This is a genomic window from Ornithinimicrobium faecis, assembly GCF_023923225.1.
GTDB lineage: Bacteria > Actinomycetota > Actinomycetes > Actinomycetales > Dermatophilaceae > Ornithinicoccus > Ornithinicoccus faecis.
The window spans coordinates 1,812,005-1,829,166 of sequence record NZ_CP099489.1; the positions used below are offsets into that span (position 1 = coordinate 1,812,005).

15 protein-coding genes are annotated in these 17,162 nt (G+C 68.1%); 12 read left to right on the forward strand and 3 right to left on the reverse strand.

The features are described from left to right. Positions 1–19 precede the first annotated feature (19 nt). From NF556_RS08350 to NF556_RS08360, 3 genes are read left to right on the forward strand one after another with little or no spacing between them, the layout of a single operon-like run. Positions 20–1,318, forward strand: coding sequence for a dipeptidase (locus tag NF556_RS08350; protein WP_252595751.1), 1,299 nt, complete (start codon positions 20–22; stop codon positions 1,316–1,318). After that, entirely contained in the window at positions 1,311–2,336 is a 1,026-nt protein-coding gene (locus NF556_RS08355) for a glutathione S-transferase family protein (RefSeq protein ID WP_252595180.1), read from the forward strand. Before NF556_RS08350 ends, NF556_RS08355 begins: the two co-directional genes overlap by 8 nt. Further along, positions 2,333–3,265, forward strand: coding sequence for a DMT family transporter (locus NF556_RS08360; RefSeq protein ID WP_252595181.1), 933 nt, complete (start codon positions 2,333–2,335; stop codon positions 3,263–3,265). The genes NF556_RS08355 and NF556_RS08360 overlap by 4 nt, the downstream gene beginning before the upstream one ends. Positions 3,266–3,344: 79 nt before the next feature. On the opposite strand, the gene NF556_RS08365 is transcribed toward NF556_RS08360, so the two are convergent. Further along, positions 3,345–4,655: a hypothetical protein gene (locus NF556_RS08365; protein ID WP_252595182.1), complete on the reverse strand. Its 1,311-nt coding sequence runs from the start codon at positions 4,653–4,655 to the stop codon at positions 3,345–3,347. Positions 4,656–5,081: 426 nt separating this feature from the next. Between NF556_RS08365 and trpS the strand changes: the two genes are divergently transcribed. From trpS to NF556_RS08410, 9 genes are all read left to right on the forward strand, one after another. Continuing rightward, the gene (gene trpS / locus NF556_RS08370) at positions 5,082–6,272 is read left to right on the forward strand and encodes a tryptophan--tRNA ligase (RefSeq protein WP_252595183.1); all 1,191 of its coding nucleotides are present in this window, start codon (positions 5,082–5,084) and stop codon (positions 6,270–6,272) included. A gap of 5 nt (positions 6,273–6,277) precedes the next feature. After that, the gene (locus tag NF556_RS08375; RefSeq protein WP_252595184.1) at positions 6,278–7,399 is read left to right on the forward strand and encodes a glycerate kinase; all 1,122 of its coding nucleotides are present in this window, start codon (positions 6,278–6,280) and stop codon (positions 7,397–7,399) included. Between the two features lie 101 nt (positions 7,400–7,500). Beyond that, positions 7,501–8,127, forward strand: a complete 627-nt coding sequence (locus NF556_RS08380; protein WP_252595185.1) for a hypothetical protein — start codon at positions 7,501–7,503, stop codon at positions 8,125–8,127. A gap of 162 nt (positions 8,128–8,289) precedes the next feature. Next, entirely contained in the window at positions 8,290–8,658 is a 369-nt protein-coding gene (locus tag NF556_RS08385; protein WP_252595186.1) for a HesB/IscA family protein, read from the forward strand. A 76-nt stretch (positions 8,659–8,734) separates the two neighbouring features. Further along, positions 8,735–9,709: a carbohydrate kinase family protein gene (locus tag NF556_RS08390; protein ID WP_252595187.1), complete on the forward strand. Its 975-nt coding sequence runs from the start codon at positions 8,735–8,737 to the stop codon at positions 9,707–9,709. 15 nt (positions 9,710–9,724) lie between these two features. Next, positions 9,725–10,402, forward strand: a complete 678-nt coding sequence (aat, locus tag NF556_RS08395; protein ID WP_252595188.1) for a leucyl/phenylalanyl-tRNA--protein transferase — start codon at positions 9,725–9,727, stop codon at positions 10,400–10,402. A gap of 135 nt (positions 10,403–10,537) precedes the next feature. After that, positions 10,538–11,449: an aa3-type cytochrome oxidase subunit II gene (gene ctaC / locus NF556_RS08400; RefSeq protein ID WP_252595189.1), complete on the forward strand. Its 912-nt coding sequence runs from the start codon at positions 10,538–10,540 to the stop codon at positions 11,447–11,449. Then, positions 11,449–13,251 (forward strand): aa3-type cytochrome oxidase subunit I, encoded by a 1,803-nt coding sequence (gene ctaD / locus NF556_RS08405; RefSeq protein WP_252595190.1) that lies wholly within the window; start codon positions 11,449–11,451, stop codon positions 13,249–13,251. Before ctaC ends, ctaD begins: the two co-directional genes overlap by 1 nt. Continuing rightward, entirely contained in the window at positions 13,248–13,649 is a 402-nt protein-coding gene (locus NF556_RS08410; protein WP_252595191.1) for a cytochrome c oxidase subunit 4, read from the forward strand. Before ctaD ends, NF556_RS08410 begins: the two co-directional genes overlap by 4 nt. Positions 13,650–13,760: 111 nt before the next feature. On the opposite strand, the gene NF556_RS08415 is transcribed toward NF556_RS08410, so the two are convergent. Together NF556_RS08415 and NF556_RS08420 are read right to left on the reverse strand one after the other, a co-directional pair. Further along, positions 13,761–16,247: an HNH endonuclease signature motif containing protein gene (locus NF556_RS08415; protein WP_252595192.1), complete on the reverse strand. Its 2,487-nt coding sequence runs from the start codon at positions 16,245–16,247 to the stop codon at positions 13,761–13,763. Positions 16,248–16,677: 430 nt separating this feature from the next. Then, positions 16,678–17,019, reverse strand: coding sequence for a metallopeptidase family protein (locus tag NF556_RS08420; RefSeq protein ID WP_252595752.1), 342 nt, complete (start codon positions 17,017–17,019; stop codon positions 16,678–16,680). Positions 17,020–17,162: the final 143 nt, after the last annotated feature.

The window sequence follows — 17,162 nt, forward strand, 5'->3', positions numbered from 1 at the left end:
GGCACGGGTCAGCGAACTCATGCCCGGGATCCGCAGTGACCTGGAGGCCCTGACGCGCATCCCGTCGGTCTCCCTGGACTCCTTTGACCAGCAGCACGTCGACGACTCGGCGCAGGCGGTGGCAGACCTGCTCAGTGCCGAGGGCATGGAGGTCCGGATCGTGCGGGAGGGCGGCCGTCCGGCCGTGATCGGTCACCTGGCCGGCCCGGAGGGGGCACCGACCGTGCTGCTCTATGCCCACCACGACGTGCAGCCCCCGGGTGACGAGGCTGACTGGGACACCCCGATCTTTGAGCCGACCGAGATCGACGGGCGGCTGTATGCCCGCGGTGTCGCCGATGACAAGGCCGGTGTCCTGGCGCACGTCGCGGCACTGCGCGCCCACGGCGGGAAGCCGCCGGTCAACGTCACGGTCTTCGTCGAGGGCGAGGAGGAGATCGCCTCCGAGTCGCTGCCCGAGATCCTGGCCAAGCACGGCGACAGTCTGCGAGCGGACGCGATCGTCCTTGCCGACAGCCAGAACTGGGAGATCGGCGTCCCCGCCCTGACCACCACGCTGCGCGGTCTGGTCCGCGTCGTGGTCGAGGTCAAGGCCCTGGACCACGGCGTGCACTCGGGCATGTTCGGTGGGCCGGTGCCCGACGGGCTGACCGCGCTCGCCCGCCTGCTGGCCACGCTGCACGACGAGGCCGGTGACGTGGCGGTGGCCGGGCTGAAGACCTCCGAGGCTGCTGACCTGGACTATCCGGAGGCCAAGCTGCGCGCCGAGTCCGGTCTCAGCGAGGGCGTCAACCCGATCGGCACCGGCTCGATCCTGTCGCGGATGTGGACCAAGCCGTCGATGACCGTGATCGGCATCGACGCCCCGAGCGTCGCCAAGGCCGCCAACCTGCTCACGCCGGTCGGTCGCGCCAAACTGTCCATGCGCATCCACCCCGCAGAGGTGCCGAGCACGGCATACGAGCTGTTGAAGAAGCACCTCGAGGACAACGCTCCCTGGGGTTGCCAGGTGACCGTCACCCTCGATGACGAGGGGCCCGGCTTCGCGGCCGACGCGCAGGGACCCGTCTATGACGCCGCGCGCAGCGCCTTCCGCGACGCGTGGGATGGCGTCGAGCCGGTCGACATCGGCGTGGGCGGCTCGATCCCGTTCGTCGCCTCCTTTGCCGAGCGCTTCCCGGACGCTGCCATCCTGGTGACCGGCGTCGAGGACCCGGACACCCGGGCGCACGCCGCGAACGAGAGCCTGCACCTGGCCGAGTTCGAGCGAGTCTGCCTCGCTGAGGCACTTCTACTGGAGAGGTTGGGCAATGGTTGATCAGGGCACATACGTCGAGGAGTCCTACAAACGGGACACCCGCTACATCCCGACGCGGATCACCGCCGACGGTCGTGACGGCTTCCCCGTCGAGCCGGGGCGCTATCGGCTCGCGGTGAGCAGGGCCTGCCCCTGGGCGCACCGCTCGACCATCGTGCGCAGGCTGCTGGGCCTGGAGCCGGTGCTGTCGATGGCGGTCGCCGGGCCGACCCACGATGCCGACAGCTGGACCTTCGACCTGGACCCCGGCGGCGTCGACCCCGTGCTGGGGATCCCGCGGCTCAAGGATGCCTATGAGGCGCGCCCGGACGGCTACAAGCCCGGCGTGACCGTGCCCGCGATCGTGGACACCACCACCGGCCAGGTCGTGACCAACGACTTCCCGCAGATCACCCTCGACTTCTCCACGCAGTGGACGCAGTTCCACCGCGAGGGTGCCCCAGACCTCTATCCGGAGGCGCTGCGCAGTGAGATCGATGAGGTCGCCGAGCTGATCTATCAGGACGTCAACAACGGTGTCTACCGCTGCGGCTTCGCCGGCAAGCAGGAGTCCTATGAGAAGGCCTACGACCGGCTGTTCTCCCGGTTGGACTGGCTCAGCGAGCGCCTGTCCACGCAGCGTTATTTGGTCGGCGACACGATCACCGAGGCCGACATCCGGCTATTCACCACGCTGGTGCGCTTCGACGCGGTCTATCACGGCCACTTCAAGTGCAACCGCTCCAAGCTGAGCGAGATGCCGGTGCTGTGGGCCTACGCCCGCGACCTGTTCCAGACGCCAGGCTTCGGTGACACGGTCAACTTCGAGCACATCAAGTCGCACTATTACGAGGTGCACCTGGACATCAACCCGACGGGCATCGTCCCGAAGGGCCCGGACCCCTCGGGGTGGCTCACAGCGCACGGCCGCGAGGAGTTGGGCGGGTCCCCGTTCGGCACGGGCACCCCGCCCGGCGCGGTGGCCGAGGGTGAAGAGGTCCCGCCCCTCACCGGCTCGCAGCCCAACGCTGGGGCATGAAAGAGCAGGGCGCCTCGCGCGATCTGACCTGGGTCGTCGCCCTCGCCGCGTGCTTCTGGGGCACCTCCGCGCTGATGCGCGAACCGCTGGCCCAGGTGCTCGACGCTGCCACGATCGTGATGTGGGAGCACCTCGTCCTGGTGTTGCTCCTGCTGCCCTGGCTGCTGCCCGCCCTGCGTCGCTGGGCTCAGGCACCGCCGCGGGTGCGCGTGGGAGCCATCATCATCGGCGCCGGCTCGTCGGCCCTGGCCACCACGCTGTTCACGGCGGCCTTCCGTCTCGGAGACCCGATCACGCCCCAGATCCTGCAGAAGTTGCAGCCGCTGATCGCCATCCTGCTGGCGGCGCTGATCCTGGGGGAGCGTCTGCGCCCTCGGTTCTGGTGGTTCGCGGTCCCGGCGCTGGTCGGGGCCTGGCTGATGACCTTTGCCGACCCGTTCTCGGTGGCGATCGGCGACGCCGAGGCTGCCCTGCTCGCGCTGGGCGCGGCGACCCTGTGGGGTGCTGGCACCGTCCTGGGGCGCCTGGTCGACGGTCACCTCGGGCCGCGCGACACCCTGGCCCTGCGCTTCGGCTTCGGCCTGCCCGCTGCGGCCGTCATCGTGCTCGTGTCCGGTGCCGGGTGGGCGATGCCGCTCAAGCAGGTGCCGATGCTGCTGCTCCTGGCGCTGGTGCCGGGCGCCCTCGCGCTCGCGCTCTACTACGTCGGCCTGCGGCGCACCGCGGCATCCCGCGCGACGCTGGCCGAGCTGATGTTCCCGGTGACGTCCGTGCTCGTCGGCGTCACGTTCTTGGACACCCAACTGACGTGGAGCCGCTGGCTTGGCGTGGCGATCGTGGTGATCTCCGTGACCGGGCTCGTGCTGCACGAGGCGCGCTCGCGGCGCACCAGCGTGGTCCAGGAGGCGTCGGCGGCGTCCCTGACGTGACGCTTGGTCCACTGACCGTTGGATTTCGACCTTGGTCATGACGCGACCGGAGCGACAACTGGTGGTCGAAATATCGAGGTCAGTTCGGTTCGGGGGCGCTGAGGCCATTGGCCTGGTCCTCGGCATGACCCGCCGTGCGGAGCTCCTGCACGGTGCCGGGCACCGAGGCTGCGTAGAGCGCGACCAGGACCAGTCCCGCGCTGATGGCGACCGCCAGGATCGGCCCGGTGAGCACCTGCATCCCCCACGATCCGGTGATGAAGAACGGAAAGATGACGAGCGTGACCACCGCAGACCCGAGCGCGGTCCAGGACGAGGCCAGCCACAGCCCATCGCGTCGCCGGCCGAGACGCCACCAGTCAAAGAGCGTCCACACCTGGCCGATGACTCCGGCCATGGCGCAGAGCAGCGCCATGGTGATCAGGGTGTCGCCGCGGATCCCGTCGGACTCCATCACTGATTTCATGCCACCCCCGGTCCCGCTGATGCCAGGGTTGCCGATGGGCAACAGCATCATCCCGAACGGGGCGACCAGCGCAACGGCCTTGAGGCACTGCAGCGCCATGTTCGAGTTGGCCAGACTGCTCGGAAGAGGGCGACGTGTGGTCTCGCCGGGCACGCTCCGCTGGACCGGCTCCGCTGGTTTGTCGGCGTCTTTGTCTGCGTCGAGACGCCACCAGTCCCCGAGGGGGAGAGCTGCGGCCTGATCCGCGGTGGCCCGATCGACAAGGTGCCGCGTGAGCAGAACCTCGAGGACCTCTTGACGCTCTGTCAGCAGGGACTGCTGCTGCTCCTGCGGCAGCACCCGCATCAGCCCTCCGCGCGCCTGGGCGCGGGCCGCCCTCAACGTCCCGGGTCGTGAGGCGAACAGTTGCGCACCGACGGCCAGTGCCCCGAGGACGACGGCCGTCATGGTCGTGGGCCTCACCACCTGAGGGAGCACCCCTCCGATTGCGGGCGGCGGCTCTAACCACATCAGCCAGAGCACACCGATCAGCAGGGTGACCAGCGAGGAGAGGACCGTGAGCCAGTCACGACGGCGCCCGAGGTGCCACCAGGACAGCAGCGTCCACGTCTGACCGCACAGGGCCAGCACGAAGCAGACCAGCGCGAGGTCCTGGAGCGTCTCGCCATAGACCATCCACGGCACTCGGCCCGGCTGTCCGATGCCCAGCTGGTCCGGCACCCCGAGCGGCGCCAGCAGGGCGACGACCGGTGCGGCGTAGGTGACGAGCCGCGCGACGGGCACGACCCGTTCACCGCGGGCTCGGCCCCGCACGGACGGGACATCCCGGCCCAGGCGGGCCTCGAGAGCGGCAAAGGACACTCCCTGTTCGAACTGCGCCTGGGTGGCCACCTGCACCGCATCGCTGCGCACGGACTTACTCATCGTCTGTTTCCCGTTGACTCACGCCCAGTTCCTGTTGGGTCACGTCCATCCTCCTCGGTCATCTCCATCTTCGGGCCGGTCCAGCCCATGCCGCTCAGGCGGGGCCGACCACCCCATCGCGGGGGAGTCTGGAATCTGCGACGCACCGTCGCGACCATCGGTTCCCGGGCCCGCGCCAGGACACGCGGGAACGTACGAGACCTCTACGAAGAGGCGGGCGAGGCGTACGAGACCTCTACGAAAAGGCGGGGGAGGCGTACGAGACCTTTACGAGAATGGGTAGAGTGGCGCCCATGACGAATGTGCGCTCCTGCTGGTGGCTGTCCTCGCGACGGCCCTGAGCACACACCCTGCACACACCAAGGCCGTCCAGTGGGCGGCCTTGACTCATGTCCGGGACCGTCCTCGGGCGGCGGAAAGGCAACGATGACCACCGAGACCGACCCCACGGCATACGACCCGAGCAGCCACACGGAGCAGTCCACCAGCGAGCAGTCCACCGCGACAGCCGAGGACGACGCCGCCGTCGGCGACGCGCTCGCCGCCTCCACCTCGGACGCCTCCCTGGCCCGCACCATCCTGCGCTCGGCCCAGATCGAGAAGGAGATTGACCAGGACGCCAGCAGGTTCCGGGTGCTCACCGGCGACCGGCCGACCGGCAACCTGCACCTGGGCCACTATTTCGGCACCCTGCGCAACCGGGTGCTCCTGCAGCAGCGCGGCGTGGAGACCTTCATCCTCATCGCCGACTATCAGGTGATCGCCGACCGCGACGGCGTCGGCCCGATCAAGGAGCGGGTCTACTCGCTGCTCGCGGACTATCTGGCGGCCGGGATGGACCCGGAGGCGACCACGATCTTCACGCACTCCAGTGTCCCGGCGCTCAACCAGCTGATGCTGCCCTTCCTGTCGCTGGTCACCGACTCCGAGCTGCGCCGCAACCCCACCGTCAAGGCGGAGTTCGAGGCGACCGGGGGCCGGCCGATGTCCGGGCTGCTGCTGACCTATCCCGTGCACCAGGCCGCCGACATCCTGTTCTGCAAGGCCAACCTGGTGCCGGTCGGCAAGGACCAGGTGCCACACCTGGAGCAGGCCCGCGTGATCGCCCGCCGTTTCGATGAGCGCTATGGCCGCTCCGACGCGAGCACCCCGATCTTCCCGCCGCCGGAGCCCCTGCTGTCCGAGGCGGCCAGCCTGCTCGGCACCGACGGCACCAAGATGTCGAAGTCCAAGGGCAACACGATCGAGCTGGGCATGGACGCCGACACCACGGCCAAGGTGCTCAAGAAGGCCGTCACCGACGCGGACCGCACCATCACCTATGACCCCGCGAACCGTCCCGAGGTGTCCAACCTGGTGCTGCTCGCGGCCCTGTCCAGCGGTCGGGACCCGCAGGAGATCGCGGCCGAGATCGGCGACGGCGGTGGCGGCACGCTCAAGAAGGTCGTCACCGAGGCCGTCAACGAGCACTTCGCCCCGATCCGGGCCCGTCGCGCCGAGGTGGCGGCTGACCAGGGCTACCTCGAGCAGGTGCTGGCCCGCGGCAACGAGCGCGCCAACGAGATCGCCACGGCGACGCTGGACGAGGTCCGCACCGCCATGCAGATGACTTACTGAGCGCCGTGCGCGTCGTCCTCGCCACCGGGTCGTATGCCGACACGCCCGGCCCCCTGGCCGCGGCAGTGAGCCTGGCGCAGGGTTGGGCACGCCACGCGCCGGCGGATCAGGTCATCGTGGCGCCGCTCTCCGACGGCGGGTCGGGCTTCGTCGAGGTGCTCGCGCACGCCCTGGACGTGCAGCCCACGCCTGTCGTGGTCACCGGCCCCACGGGCGCGGACGTGCCCGCGCAGCTGCTGCTGCACGAGGGCAGCGCCTATATCGAGGCCGGACAGGCTGCCGGCCGGCACCTGGCGGTCGAGGCGCTGCAGGAGGCGTTGGTGCCTGCTGGCGCCTCGTCAGAGGAGGCGGACCGCTCGGCGGCTGCGCTCACCTCGTTGACCAGCCGCGGGGTGGGTGAGCTGATCGCGGCAGCGCTGGAGGCCGGCGCGACCCGGATCGTGCTTGGGTGCGGTGATCTGGCCAGCCATGACGGTGGCCGCGGCCTGCTGCAGGCGCTCGGCGCGGGGGAGGACCTGACCGAGTTGCCGGCCGTGCGCGATCGCCTGCGGGGCACGACCCTGGTCCTGGCTCACGCCACGACGCTGCCGCTCACGGGCTTTCACGGGGCCAGCGCGGCCCTGGGCACCGAGCACGGCGTCCCCGCCGTCGTCACCCAGCGGTTGGAGGAGGAGATGGGGCTGCTCACCGAGCGGATCACCCGGATCCTGCCTGCCCGCAAGGACCTGCTGACCGGCAAGCCGCTGCGGCCCGAACGCACGGAGGGTGCGGGCGTCGGTGGGGGAGTCGGCTATGCCGCGATCCTGCTCGGCGCCACACCCGTGGTGGGGGCGAGCTTCGTCATCGAGCAGGTCGGGTTGGTCGACGTGCTGCCCGGGGCCCTGTTGGTCACCGGTGGAGAGGCGTACGACTACCGCACCGTGCACGACGGCGTCATCGCCGAGGCGGCCCAGGCGGCCCTCGAGGTCGGGACACCGAGCATCGTGCTGGCCCAGCGGATCGAGGTCGGCCGGCGCGAGGGCATGTCGCTGGGCGTCTCGGGTGCTTATGACCCCCGCGTGGGCGAGGACCTGGCTGACCTGGCCGAGCGGGTCGCTCGCACGTGGTCGCCCCGGCATGGCGACTGAACTGACCAGGGCCACCGGGCCGAGGTGATGACACCCGTCACTCGAGGAGAGACAGGTGTGTCACTGGGCGCGACCATCTCCGCGTCCTAGCGTCGGGGGCTATGCAGAGGATGAGTGAGAAGGCAGGCGGGACGGCCGCGGCCGGACGGGGCATCAACTGGGTCGGTCACCCGGAGGTCAGCGGGTCGCTGGTCGGTGCGAGCGGCGGCACCGTCTTCGTCCTGGTCAACCGGGGAGGACTCCCGGGTGCCTGGCCGGCGATCGCGCTGGCCGCGTGGGGGGTGGCAGCCCTGGCCTATGTCTGGACGACCTTCGTGCGGGTGCGCCTCATGCCGGAGTTGGCCCGACCGGCGACAAGCGCCCCCGTGGTCTATGTCCTGTCGGTCCTGGGCATGGTCGGCCTCATCGTGCTCGGCGCGCGGGTCCTGGAATGGGTCGACCTGCCGGAGGCCCAGCCCAGCCTCGTCGTCACCGCCGTCGGGCTGCACTTTCTGCCGTTCGCCCGGGCCTTCCGGGCACCAGTCTTCCGCGTGCTGGGGGTGGTCCTGGCAGTGATCGGCCTGTTGGGAGTGACGGGCACTGTGCTGCTGGGCCCCGTGGCTGCGGCCAGCGCCGCGGTGCTAGCCGGCCTGGTGATCTTTGCCGTCATGACGACGCTGGCCGTGCTGCCCCCGGTCCCGACACCGTCGACGGCGCTGAGGGATGCACCCTCAAGCCTGGTGACCTGACCTGAGCTGGCCTGGACTGGGCTCACCTGGACTGGGCATCGCGGCACGCGGGGGTGGTGGTGTTCTTTTCAGCCATCGGTCGTACGCTGGGGCCCAGGGAACAAACCCCGCGCAGCCCATGTTGCGCACGACAAGCGTTTCCCGAGAGGACAGGACGGACTGATGAGCGTGCCCCAGACCCAGACCACCACTGAGACCACGACGGAGCACGGCGTAGTCCTGTCGTCCGTCGCTGCTGAAAAGGTCAAGTCCCTCCTCGAGCAGGAGGGCCGCGACGACCTGCGTCTGCGCATCGGCGTCCAGCCCGGCGGCTGCTCCGGCCTGATCTACCAGCTCTACTTCGACGAGCGCACCCTCGACGGCGACCTGAGCGTAGACTTCGACGGTGTCGCGGTCGTTGTCGACCGGATGAGTGCCCCCTATCTCGACGGCGCGTCCATCGACTTCGCCGACACCATCGAGAAGCAGGGCTTCACCATCGACAACCCCAACGCGGGCAGCTCCTGCGCCTGCGGCGACTCCTTCGGCTGAGTCACGCCCCCTTTCTCGGACGGCCGGTTCCCACGTGGGGACCGGCCGTTCCGCGTTTCCGCATAGGGTGGCGCCCGTGAGAATTGCTGTCTGTGGATCCATCGCGACCGACCACCTGATGACCTACCAGGGCCGGTTCGCCGACTCGCTCGTGCCCGATCAGCTCGCCAAGATCTCGGTGTCCTTCCTCGTCGACGACTTGCAGGTGCGCCGCGGCGGGATCGCGGCCAACATCAGTTTTGGCATGGCCCGGCTCGGTCACCATCCCGTGCTGGTCGGGGCCGTGGGGGAGGACTTCGACAGTTATCGGTCCTGGTTGGAGCGGCACGGCGTCGACTGCGATCACGTCCACGTCTCCGAGATGCGGCACACCGCACGCTTCGTGTGCACGACCGATGAGGACATGGCCCAGATCGCCTCGTTCTACGCCGGCGCGATGAGTGAGGCGCGTGACATCGAGCTCGGCCCCATCGTGGCCGCAGTGGGCGGCGTCGACCTGGTCCTGGTCAGCGCCGACGACCCGCAGGCGATGCTGCGACACTCCACCGAGTGCCGCACGCGCCAGATCCCCTTCGCCGCCGACGTGAGCCAGCAGCTGGCCGTCATGGACGGTGCCTCGATCCGCACCCTGGTCGACGGTGCGACCTACCTGTTCACCAATGAATACGAGGCGCACCTGACCGAGCAGAAGACGGGCTGGTCGGCCGAGGAGATCCTGGACCGGGTCGGCACCCGGATCATCACCCGCGGCAGGGACGGCGCCAGTGTCCTGCGCCGCGGCGAGGACCCCATCGAGGTGCCGATCGCCACCGACGTGCAGCGGGTCGACCCGACCGGAGTGGGCGACGCCTTCCGGGCCGGCTTCCTGGCCGGCCTGGCCTGGGACCTGCCCCTGGAGCGCTGTGCCCAGCTCGGCTCCACCCTGGCCAGCTACGTCCTCGAGACGGTCGGCACCCAGGAATACACCTTCGACAACGCCCACTTCCTCGACCGGTTCGGGCAGGCCTACGGCGCCGAGGCTGCGGCCGAGGTCGCCACCCACCTGGGCTGAGGCAGAGGGAGCCGTATGCCGATCGAGCCGGCACCCACGCAGTGGCACCTTGATCTGGGGCAGGCCAAGACAGGGGAGGACCTGGTCGGCGTCGGCGCCGACCTCGAGCCGGGCACCCTGCTGGCCGCCTACCGTTCCGGCATCTTCCCGATGGGGCTGGGCCTGCGCGGTGGCGGCACCCTCGGCTGGTGGTCACCTGACCCACGCGGGATCCTGCGGCCCCGTGACGTGCGGGTGAGTCGGTCCCTGCGCAAGTCCCACGCGCGCTTCGACTTCTCCGTCGACTCCGCCTTCGACCAGGTGGTGGCCGCGTGCGCAGCGCCGGATCGGGACGGGCGGTGGATCACCCCGGAGATCGCCCGGGCCTACGCAGAGCTGCACCGCCTCGGGTGGGCCCACTCGGTGGAGACCTGGCGGGACGGGGAACTGGTCGGTGGCCTCTATGGCGTCGCCATCGGCGGCCTGTTCGCCGGGGAGTCGATGTTCCACCGGGCCACGGACGCCTCCAAGGCGGCGCTGGTGCACCTGGTGTCGCTGGTGTCCGACACCCACGGGCTCATCGACGTCCAGTGGCGCACCGAGCACCTGGCGAGTCTCGGCATCACCGAGGTGAGGCGCACGGCATACCTCGAGCTGTTGAGCCAGGCCCTGACCGAGCCGCTCCCGTCCGCCTTCGCCGGCCAACCACGCTGAGCCACGGGTGCACCACTGTGCCCAGGCGTCACAGGTCACGGCGCACGACATTCGTGTCCCACCCTGCCCCTCGGTCGCACGCGCGAGGGGGTAGGCTCTGCCCTGGTTAACCATGGCTCGATAGTGAGGTGCGCATTGCAACGGCAGACTGCTCCAGCCCGTCGCCGCAGGAGGGTCGGCGGACTCGGTCTTCTGGCTGCCCTCGCCCTGGTCCTGAGTGGCTGCGGCGCGGAGTTCCAACGCGGCTACCTCCCCGAGCCGGTGACCGAGATCGGGCCCAAGGTCATCAACTTCTGGAACTGGACGTGGATCGCCGCCCTGGCGGTCGGCATCCTGGTGTGGGGCCTGATCTTCTGGTGCATCGTGGCCTACCGCCGCAAGAAGGACGAGAAGGGGCTGCCCACGCAGCTGCGCTACAACGTCCCGATCGAGATCCTCTACACGGTCGTCCCGGTCCTCATGGTCGCCGTGCTCTTCGGCAAGACCGTTGAGCTGCAGCACGAGATGGTCGACACCTCTGCCGAGGCTGACGTCACTGTCAACGCCATCGGCAAGAAGTGGTCCTGGGACTTCAACTACGTCGAGGACAACGCGCACATCATCGGCACCCAGGCCACGAACCTGAACCTGGGTGAGGAGGGCCTGCACGATGACCTGCCCACCCTGGTCCTGCCCGTCGACAGCCGCATCGAGTTCGTGCTGACCTCGCGCGATGTCATCCACTCCTTCTGGGTGCCGCAGTTCCTGACGAAGCTCGACATGGTGCCTGGCCGGGTCAACACCTTCCAGGCGGTGACGACCGAGGAAGGCACCTTCCAGGGCAAGTGCGCCGAGCTGTGTGGCGCCTACCACTCCGAGATGCTGTTCCAGGTCCAGGTCGTCCCCCAGGAGGAGTACGACGCCTTCATCGAGGACCTGAAGGCCACCGGTGGCGAGGGCCTGGTCGGCAACGAGTACAACCTCTATGGGCTCCATGAGGGGCAGCCGGCCAAGTTGCCGCCGGAGCTTCTCGAGGACTACAACGCCTCGCAGGAGGAGGAGAACTGATGGCCATCACCACGACGCGGCCCTCGGGTGAGATCGTCCCTTCCCGTGAGCCGGCCAAGCCCAGAAAGAGCCTGGGCAAGTTGCTGGTCAGCTGGATCACGACCACGGACCACAAGGTCATCGGCAACCTGTATTTCATCACCAGCGTTGCCTTCTTCATGCTCGGCGGACTGCTCGCGCTGATCATCCGCGCAGAGTTGTGGGCACCCGGCCTCACGGTCGTGGACAACCCCGAGCAGTTCAACCAGATGTTCACCATGCACGGCACGATCATGCTGCTGTTGTTCGCGACCCCCCTGTTTGCCGGGTTCGCCAACGCGCTGATGCCGCTGCAGATCGGTGCTCCGGACGTCGCCTTCCCGCGCCTGAACATGTTTGCCTACTGGCTGTTCGCGTTCGGTGGTCTGATCACCGTCAGCGGATTCCTCGCTCCCGGTGGCGCAGCCTCCTTCGGCTGGTTCGCCTATCAGCCCCTGGCTGGTCCGACGCACAGTCCTGGCGTGGGTGGTGACCTGTGGGTGATGGGTCTGGCCCTGGCCGGCTTCGGCACGATCCTGGGTGCGGTCAACTTCATCACCACGATCGTCTGCATGCGGGCGCCGGGCATGACCATGTTCCGGATGCCGATGTTCACCTGGACCGTCCTGGTGACCTCGATCCTGGTTCTGATGGTCTTCCCGGTGCTGGCTGCCGCGATGTTCGGCATGGCCGCTGACCGCATCGCGGGCGCGCATATCTATGATCCGGAACACGGCGGCGCCATGCTGTGGCAGCATCTGTTCTGGTTCTTCGGGCACCCCGAGGTCTATATCATCGCCCTGCCGTTCTTCGGCCTGATCTCCGAGATCATCCCGGCCTTCAGCCGCAAGCCGCTCTTCGGTTACAAGACGATGGTCTTCGCGGTCGTCTCCATCGCTGCACTGTCGGTCAGCGTGTGGGCTCACCACATGTATGCGACCGGCGCGGTGCTCCTGGAGTTCTTCGCCATCATGACGATGCTGATCGCGGTCCCGACCGGTCTGAAGTTCTTCAACTGGGTCGGCACCATGTGGGGCGGACACCTGACTTTTGAGACACCCATGCTGTGGTCCATCGGCTTCCTGGTGACCTTCTTGTTCGGTGGTCTCACCGGCGTCATCCTGGCGAGTCCGGTGCTCGACTTCCACGTCACTGACTCCTACTTTGTCGTCGCGCACTTCCACTACGTGGTGTTCGGCACCGTGGTGTTCGCGATGTTCGCCGGCTTCTATTTCTGGTGGCCGAAGTTCACTGGCCACATGCTCAGCGAGGGCTTGGGCAAGCTGCACTTCTGGATGCTCTTCCTGGGCTTCCACGGGACCTTCTTGATCCAGCACTGGCTGGGCGCGATGGGCATGCCCCGTCGTTACCCGGACTACATGCCTGAGGACGGGTTCACCTGGATGAATCAGGTGTCCACGGCATCATCGTTCTTGCTGGGTGCCTCCATGCTGCCCTTCCTCTATGCCGTCTGGAAGAGCTTCCGGACCGAGAAGGTCACCGTCGATGACCCGTGGGGTTGGGGCGGCTCGCTGGAGTGGGCCACCTCGTGCCCGCCGCCGCGGCACAACTTCAACTCGTTGCCGCGCATCCGGTCCGAGCGCCCGGCCTTCGACCTGCACCACGCCAATGTCGCCACGATGGAGTCGGCCGAGCCCGACAAGGGCGTGTTGGAAAAGTTGTTGGGCGGGCCGGACACGGATCCGGCGGGCAGGGATGGAACGGTGACCGGTGGGTCCAAGGGTCACGGGAGTGACAGCGAGACGGACGGAGGCGCCCGATGAAGGTTGAAGCCAAGCTCTTCTACTGGCTCGTCGGATTCTTCTTTATCGTCGGTGCCATCTATACCTACTTCACCGGCTTCGAGGAGCCCGTCGGCGCGGTCGGCCTGGTGTTGACCGGCATGATGTGCGCGATGACCGCCTGGTATCTCGCCAAGAGCGGACGCACGGTCGACCTTCGACCCGAGGACCACGAGCAGGGAGAGATTGCGGACATTGCGGGCCCCTACGGCCACTTCGCTCCGCACTCCTGGTGGCCGTTGTGGCTGGGTCTGTCCAGTGCTGCCGTTTTCCTGGGTGTCGCCATCGGGTGGTGGATGGTCCTCATCGCCTCGCCGTTCATGGCGATCGCCACCGTGGGCTGGGTCTTTGAGTTCTTCCACGGCGAGAAGGCCGTCTGAGGCTTCCTCTCGTTCACGACAGCCTGTCGTTTCACAACAGCGGCCGCCGCACCGAATCGGTGCGGCGGCCGCTCTGTGTCTCGCCCAAGGTCGTGTCGCCTCTGAGCTGAGTCAGAAGGGTGGTGGTTCGTCGGGGTCGTGGGTCCAGGGTGTGGTGGGCCCGTCGTCGGGTTTGGTGTCCCCGCTGGTCTGGTCGTCCCCGGTGGCCTGCTGGTCGTGGGTGACTCGGTCATCGGTGTCGTGGTGGCGCTGTGCCTCAGCGCGCATCGCGTCCGGGGCGGGGTGGTAGGTCCGGCGGCCACTCTCAGGAGTGTGCGTCAACGTCACGGAGTCCCAGCCGGTGAACAGCTCGCTGAAGTCGTCGTCATCCTCGGCTTCGAGCTTGGCTCCGGCGGGCCGGTAGGACAACGCCTGATATACCGCGGCGTCGACAGCGGCAGCCGGGTCGGTGCCCGTGGCGATCGCTTCGTCGACCTGTTGCGTGGCTGCGGTCAACAACTTGGTGTACTGGCGATAGTCGTGGGCTTTGGTGGTGTAGATCCTCCCGAGCAGCGTCGTCCAGGTGACGTCCCTGTTGGCGTGGATCACCGCGTCCCACAGTTTCTTAGTCTTCAGATCATGATCCGGGGTGTCCAGTGGCTGTCCGTTGGCGATACACGTGTGCCCGCCAGGGGTGCCATGTTCCTGGACGTGATCAATCTGCGCCATTGAGGCTGGCTTGAGACAGCCCGGCATGCGGCAGAAAACATCCGCGGCGATGATGTGCGCCCGCATCCCAGCATCGAACGGGTAGGCCTTGATCGAGCGTTCCACCAGGACCCCAGTGGCGGGGTCGGTCAGCAGCCGGTACATCGTCGAACCGGGAGTCAGCGCGAGGGTGCGGACCTCGTCCGGGGTCAGGAACACACTGTGCTTACCGATCACTTCGCCGACACCGACCTCACCATCCGGCTCACCTGGTGCTGGTGATGGTGGCTGGGTTGGTGGGCAGTCTTGTCCTGCCTGGCCGGGGTCGGGGCAGTCTCGTCCCCTCGAACCGTCGTCGGGCGCTCGATCGGTGAATGATCCGTCGGCTTCTGCGCCGCAGGTGCACTCACAGGTACACGAGCTGAGACCATCGGTGCCCGAGGGTCGGGTGCCAGACTGGCCAGGGGTAGCACCACCGGCGGCGAAGGCTGCGGGGATCGGGTTCCCGTCAGCATCTGTCGCTGTGGTGGGGGTCAGGCCGCCTGGGGTGGTGCCGATCAGGGTGTTCAGCGGCACGATGACGTTGAGCTGCGCGGCTGGCAGGCCGTGGAGGATTTTGGTGAGGTGCTCGGACTGCTCGACCGTCACGAGTGCTGGGTCGTCGGGTAGCCCGGCCAGGTCGGCGGTGCCGTGTAACAGCAACGCGATGCTGGTGGCAGCGCGTAGTTGGGTCTGGGTGCGTGTGTCGCCGGCTTTGCGGGCGGCACGGGCTGCTTTGTCGATCCGGTCAGCGATCGCGGCACCTTGGGTGGCGGTGCACCCGATCATCACTTGCGCTGTGCCGTTGTCCTCAATCAACACCCTGGTGTCGTTGGCCGCGAGGGAGTCTTCCCGGGTCTTCTTCGTTGCCTCGGGGTCACGGCCTTTGATCTTGTTGACCTCACGGTCCAGGGCCCGGTAGAACTCCGGGTGGTGCCACGGCCGCCCGAGGAACTCACCGGCAGAGTCGAGACGCTCACTTACAGATGCTGTGGGGTCGTCGCCGAACAGGCCGTTGGCGACCGCAGCAGCATCCTCCGTGGTGAACGTGGAGCAGGCCCGTTGGAAACGGCGGACCAGCCGCCAGGTGGATTCACCCGTCACGAGGGAGTGGGTGACGGGTGCCGTGACGGCGGTGGGGAGGTTGGCCAGGGCGACGAGGTCAGAGACCTCCCCAGGACCCCAGCCGGTCGCGGCGCCGAGTTCTCTGCGGGTGACGCGCTTGGCCCAGGCACGCCACTTCTCCCACTGGGTGGGCGTGAGGTCGTCCGGAGACCGGCCACCTTTGTCGAGTAGGAGCACTTGGCCCTGGGCGGCGGTCAGTTCCCGAGTCGCGGTGAGCACGACCGCATCCAGGCGGCCAGCCGTCGCCGTCAACGTGTCGATGCTGCCTAGCAACGCCTGACCACGGGCGATGACGGAGGGTTGCTCGTCAACGGTGGCCACGGTCGCACAGGATTCGACCAGGCCAGTCAGGGACTCGACCATCGACTCGTCCAGACCGAAGTCGTTCAGGACGGACCGCAGACGTGCGGGTGCGTCGAGATCGGCTGATTCCTGATCGGAGTGCCCCTGCTCTGGTGGCGGCTCGGAGGTGGGTTTGGTCGGCGGTGCGATCAGGTCGGCAAAGGAGGTCACCCACAACTCAGTAGGGACCCCGGCAGCGTGCGTGAACCCAGGGGTTGCCTCGGCAGCGTCCGTGGACTCAAGAGACCCCGCAGCGTCCATGAACTCCGGAGATTCCGTGGTGTCCGTGAGCTCGGGGGCGGTTGACGGGTCCTTGCGCCCGGCAGGACGCGACGAACGGGCCCGCACGACCGGAGGACGGCGCAGGCTCTCCCGGATCCTTCGCTGCACGACCTTGGTGTCCATCACGCCTCCTCCCGCCCCATCGCGAACCGTCCTGATCAACTGCCACCAACATTAGGACAGAGGTCTGACACTGCCCTCCAGAGGACGAATCGGCTGCTTGGAGGGGGAGGGCGGGAGTCAGGCGGACAGGCCAAGGGGTGGGCAGCTGAGACGTCGGCCTGTGAGCCTCAGACAGTCGGTCTGGCCAGCCCAAGCGGTTGGTCGGGGCAGCCCGAGACGGTCGGCCGGGGGAGCCTGACACGTGAGACTGACACGTTCCGGCCTGGGGGAGGCCTGACACGTTCCGGTCTGGGGGAGGCCTGAGACGGCCGGTCTGGGCAGCCCGAGCAGGTTGGTCTGGACGACCGGCCACGGTCGGCCTGGGGAGCCTCAGACGGTCGGTCTGGGCTGTCGTGTGGGCAGTGTGAAGGTTTCGGTGACGCGGGACGACTCAGCCCCAGCCGAGAGCGTGCAGCTTGGCGTCGTCGATGCCGAAGTGGTGTGCGATCTCGTGAACGACAGTGATCGTGACCTCCTCGATGACCTCTGCACGGTCACGGCACATGCGCAGCGTGGGGCCCATAAAGATGGTGATGCGATCCGGCATGCCGCCAAAGAATCCGTCGTCACGCTCAGTGAGTGGGACCCCGTCGTAGACGCCCAGCAGGTCGGGGTCATCGGCCGGCGGCTCGTCCTCGACGAAGAAGACGACGTTGTCCAGCAGGTTCATGAGCTCGACGGGCACGTCGTCGAGGGCATCACCCACCGCGTTCTCGAATTCTTCACGGTCCATCTCCACCGGATCTTCGGGGAGATCGTGGTCGCCATGCCGGTGATCGTCGGCAGCCGCGGAATCGGCGCCGGGGGAGTCGGGGCCGGGGGACTCTGGGCGGGGGAACTGCTCGTCGTGCGTCACCCCTCCAGTATGCCGGGGGA

Coding starts and splice junctions, on each gene's coding strand:
- NF556_RS08350 (WP_252595751.1), top strand. CDS start 20: ATGCCCGGGATCCGCAGTGACCTGGAGGCCCTGACGCGCATCCCGTCG.
- NF556_RS08355 (WP_252595180.1), top strand. CDS start 1,311: ATGGTTGATCAGGGCACATACGTCGAGGAGTCCTACAAACGGGACACC.
- NF556_RS08360 (WP_252595181.1), top strand. CDS start 2,333: ATGAAAGAGCAGGGCGCCTCGCGCGATCTGACCTGGGTCGTCGCCCTC.
- NF556_RS08365 (WP_252595182.1), bottom strand. CDS start 4,655: ATGAGTAAGTCCGTGCGCAGCGATGCGGTGCAGGTGGCCACCCAGGCG.
- trpS (WP_252595183.1), top strand. CDS start 5,082: ATGACCACCGAGACCGACCCCACGGCATACGACCCGAGCAGCCACACG.
- NF556_RS08380 (WP_252595185.1), top strand. CDS start 7,501: ATGCAGAGGATGAGTGAGAAGGCAGGCGGGACGGCCGCGGCCGGACGG.
- NF556_RS08385 (WP_252595186.1), top strand. CDS start 8,290: ATGAGCGTGCCCCAGACCCAGACCACCACTGAGACCACGACGGAGCAC.
- aat (WP_252595188.1), top strand. CDS start 9,725: ATGCCGATCGAGCCGGCACCCACGCAGTGGCACCTTGATCTGGGGCAG.
- ctaD (WP_252595190.1), top strand. CDS start 11,449: ATGGCCATCACCACGACGCGGCCCTCGGGTGAGATCGTCCCTTCCCGT.
- NF556_RS08410 (WP_252595191.1), top strand. CDS start 13,248: ATGAAGGTTGAAGCCAAGCTCTTCTACTGGCTCGTCGGATTCTTCTTT.
- NF556_RS08415 (WP_252595192.1), bottom strand. CDS start 16,247: ATGGACACCAAGGTCGTGCAGCGAAGGATCCGGGAGAGCCTGCGCCGT.
- NF556_RS08420 (WP_252595752.1), bottom strand. CDS start 17,019: ATGGACCGTGAAGAATTCGAGAACGCGGTGGGTGATGCCCTCGACGAC.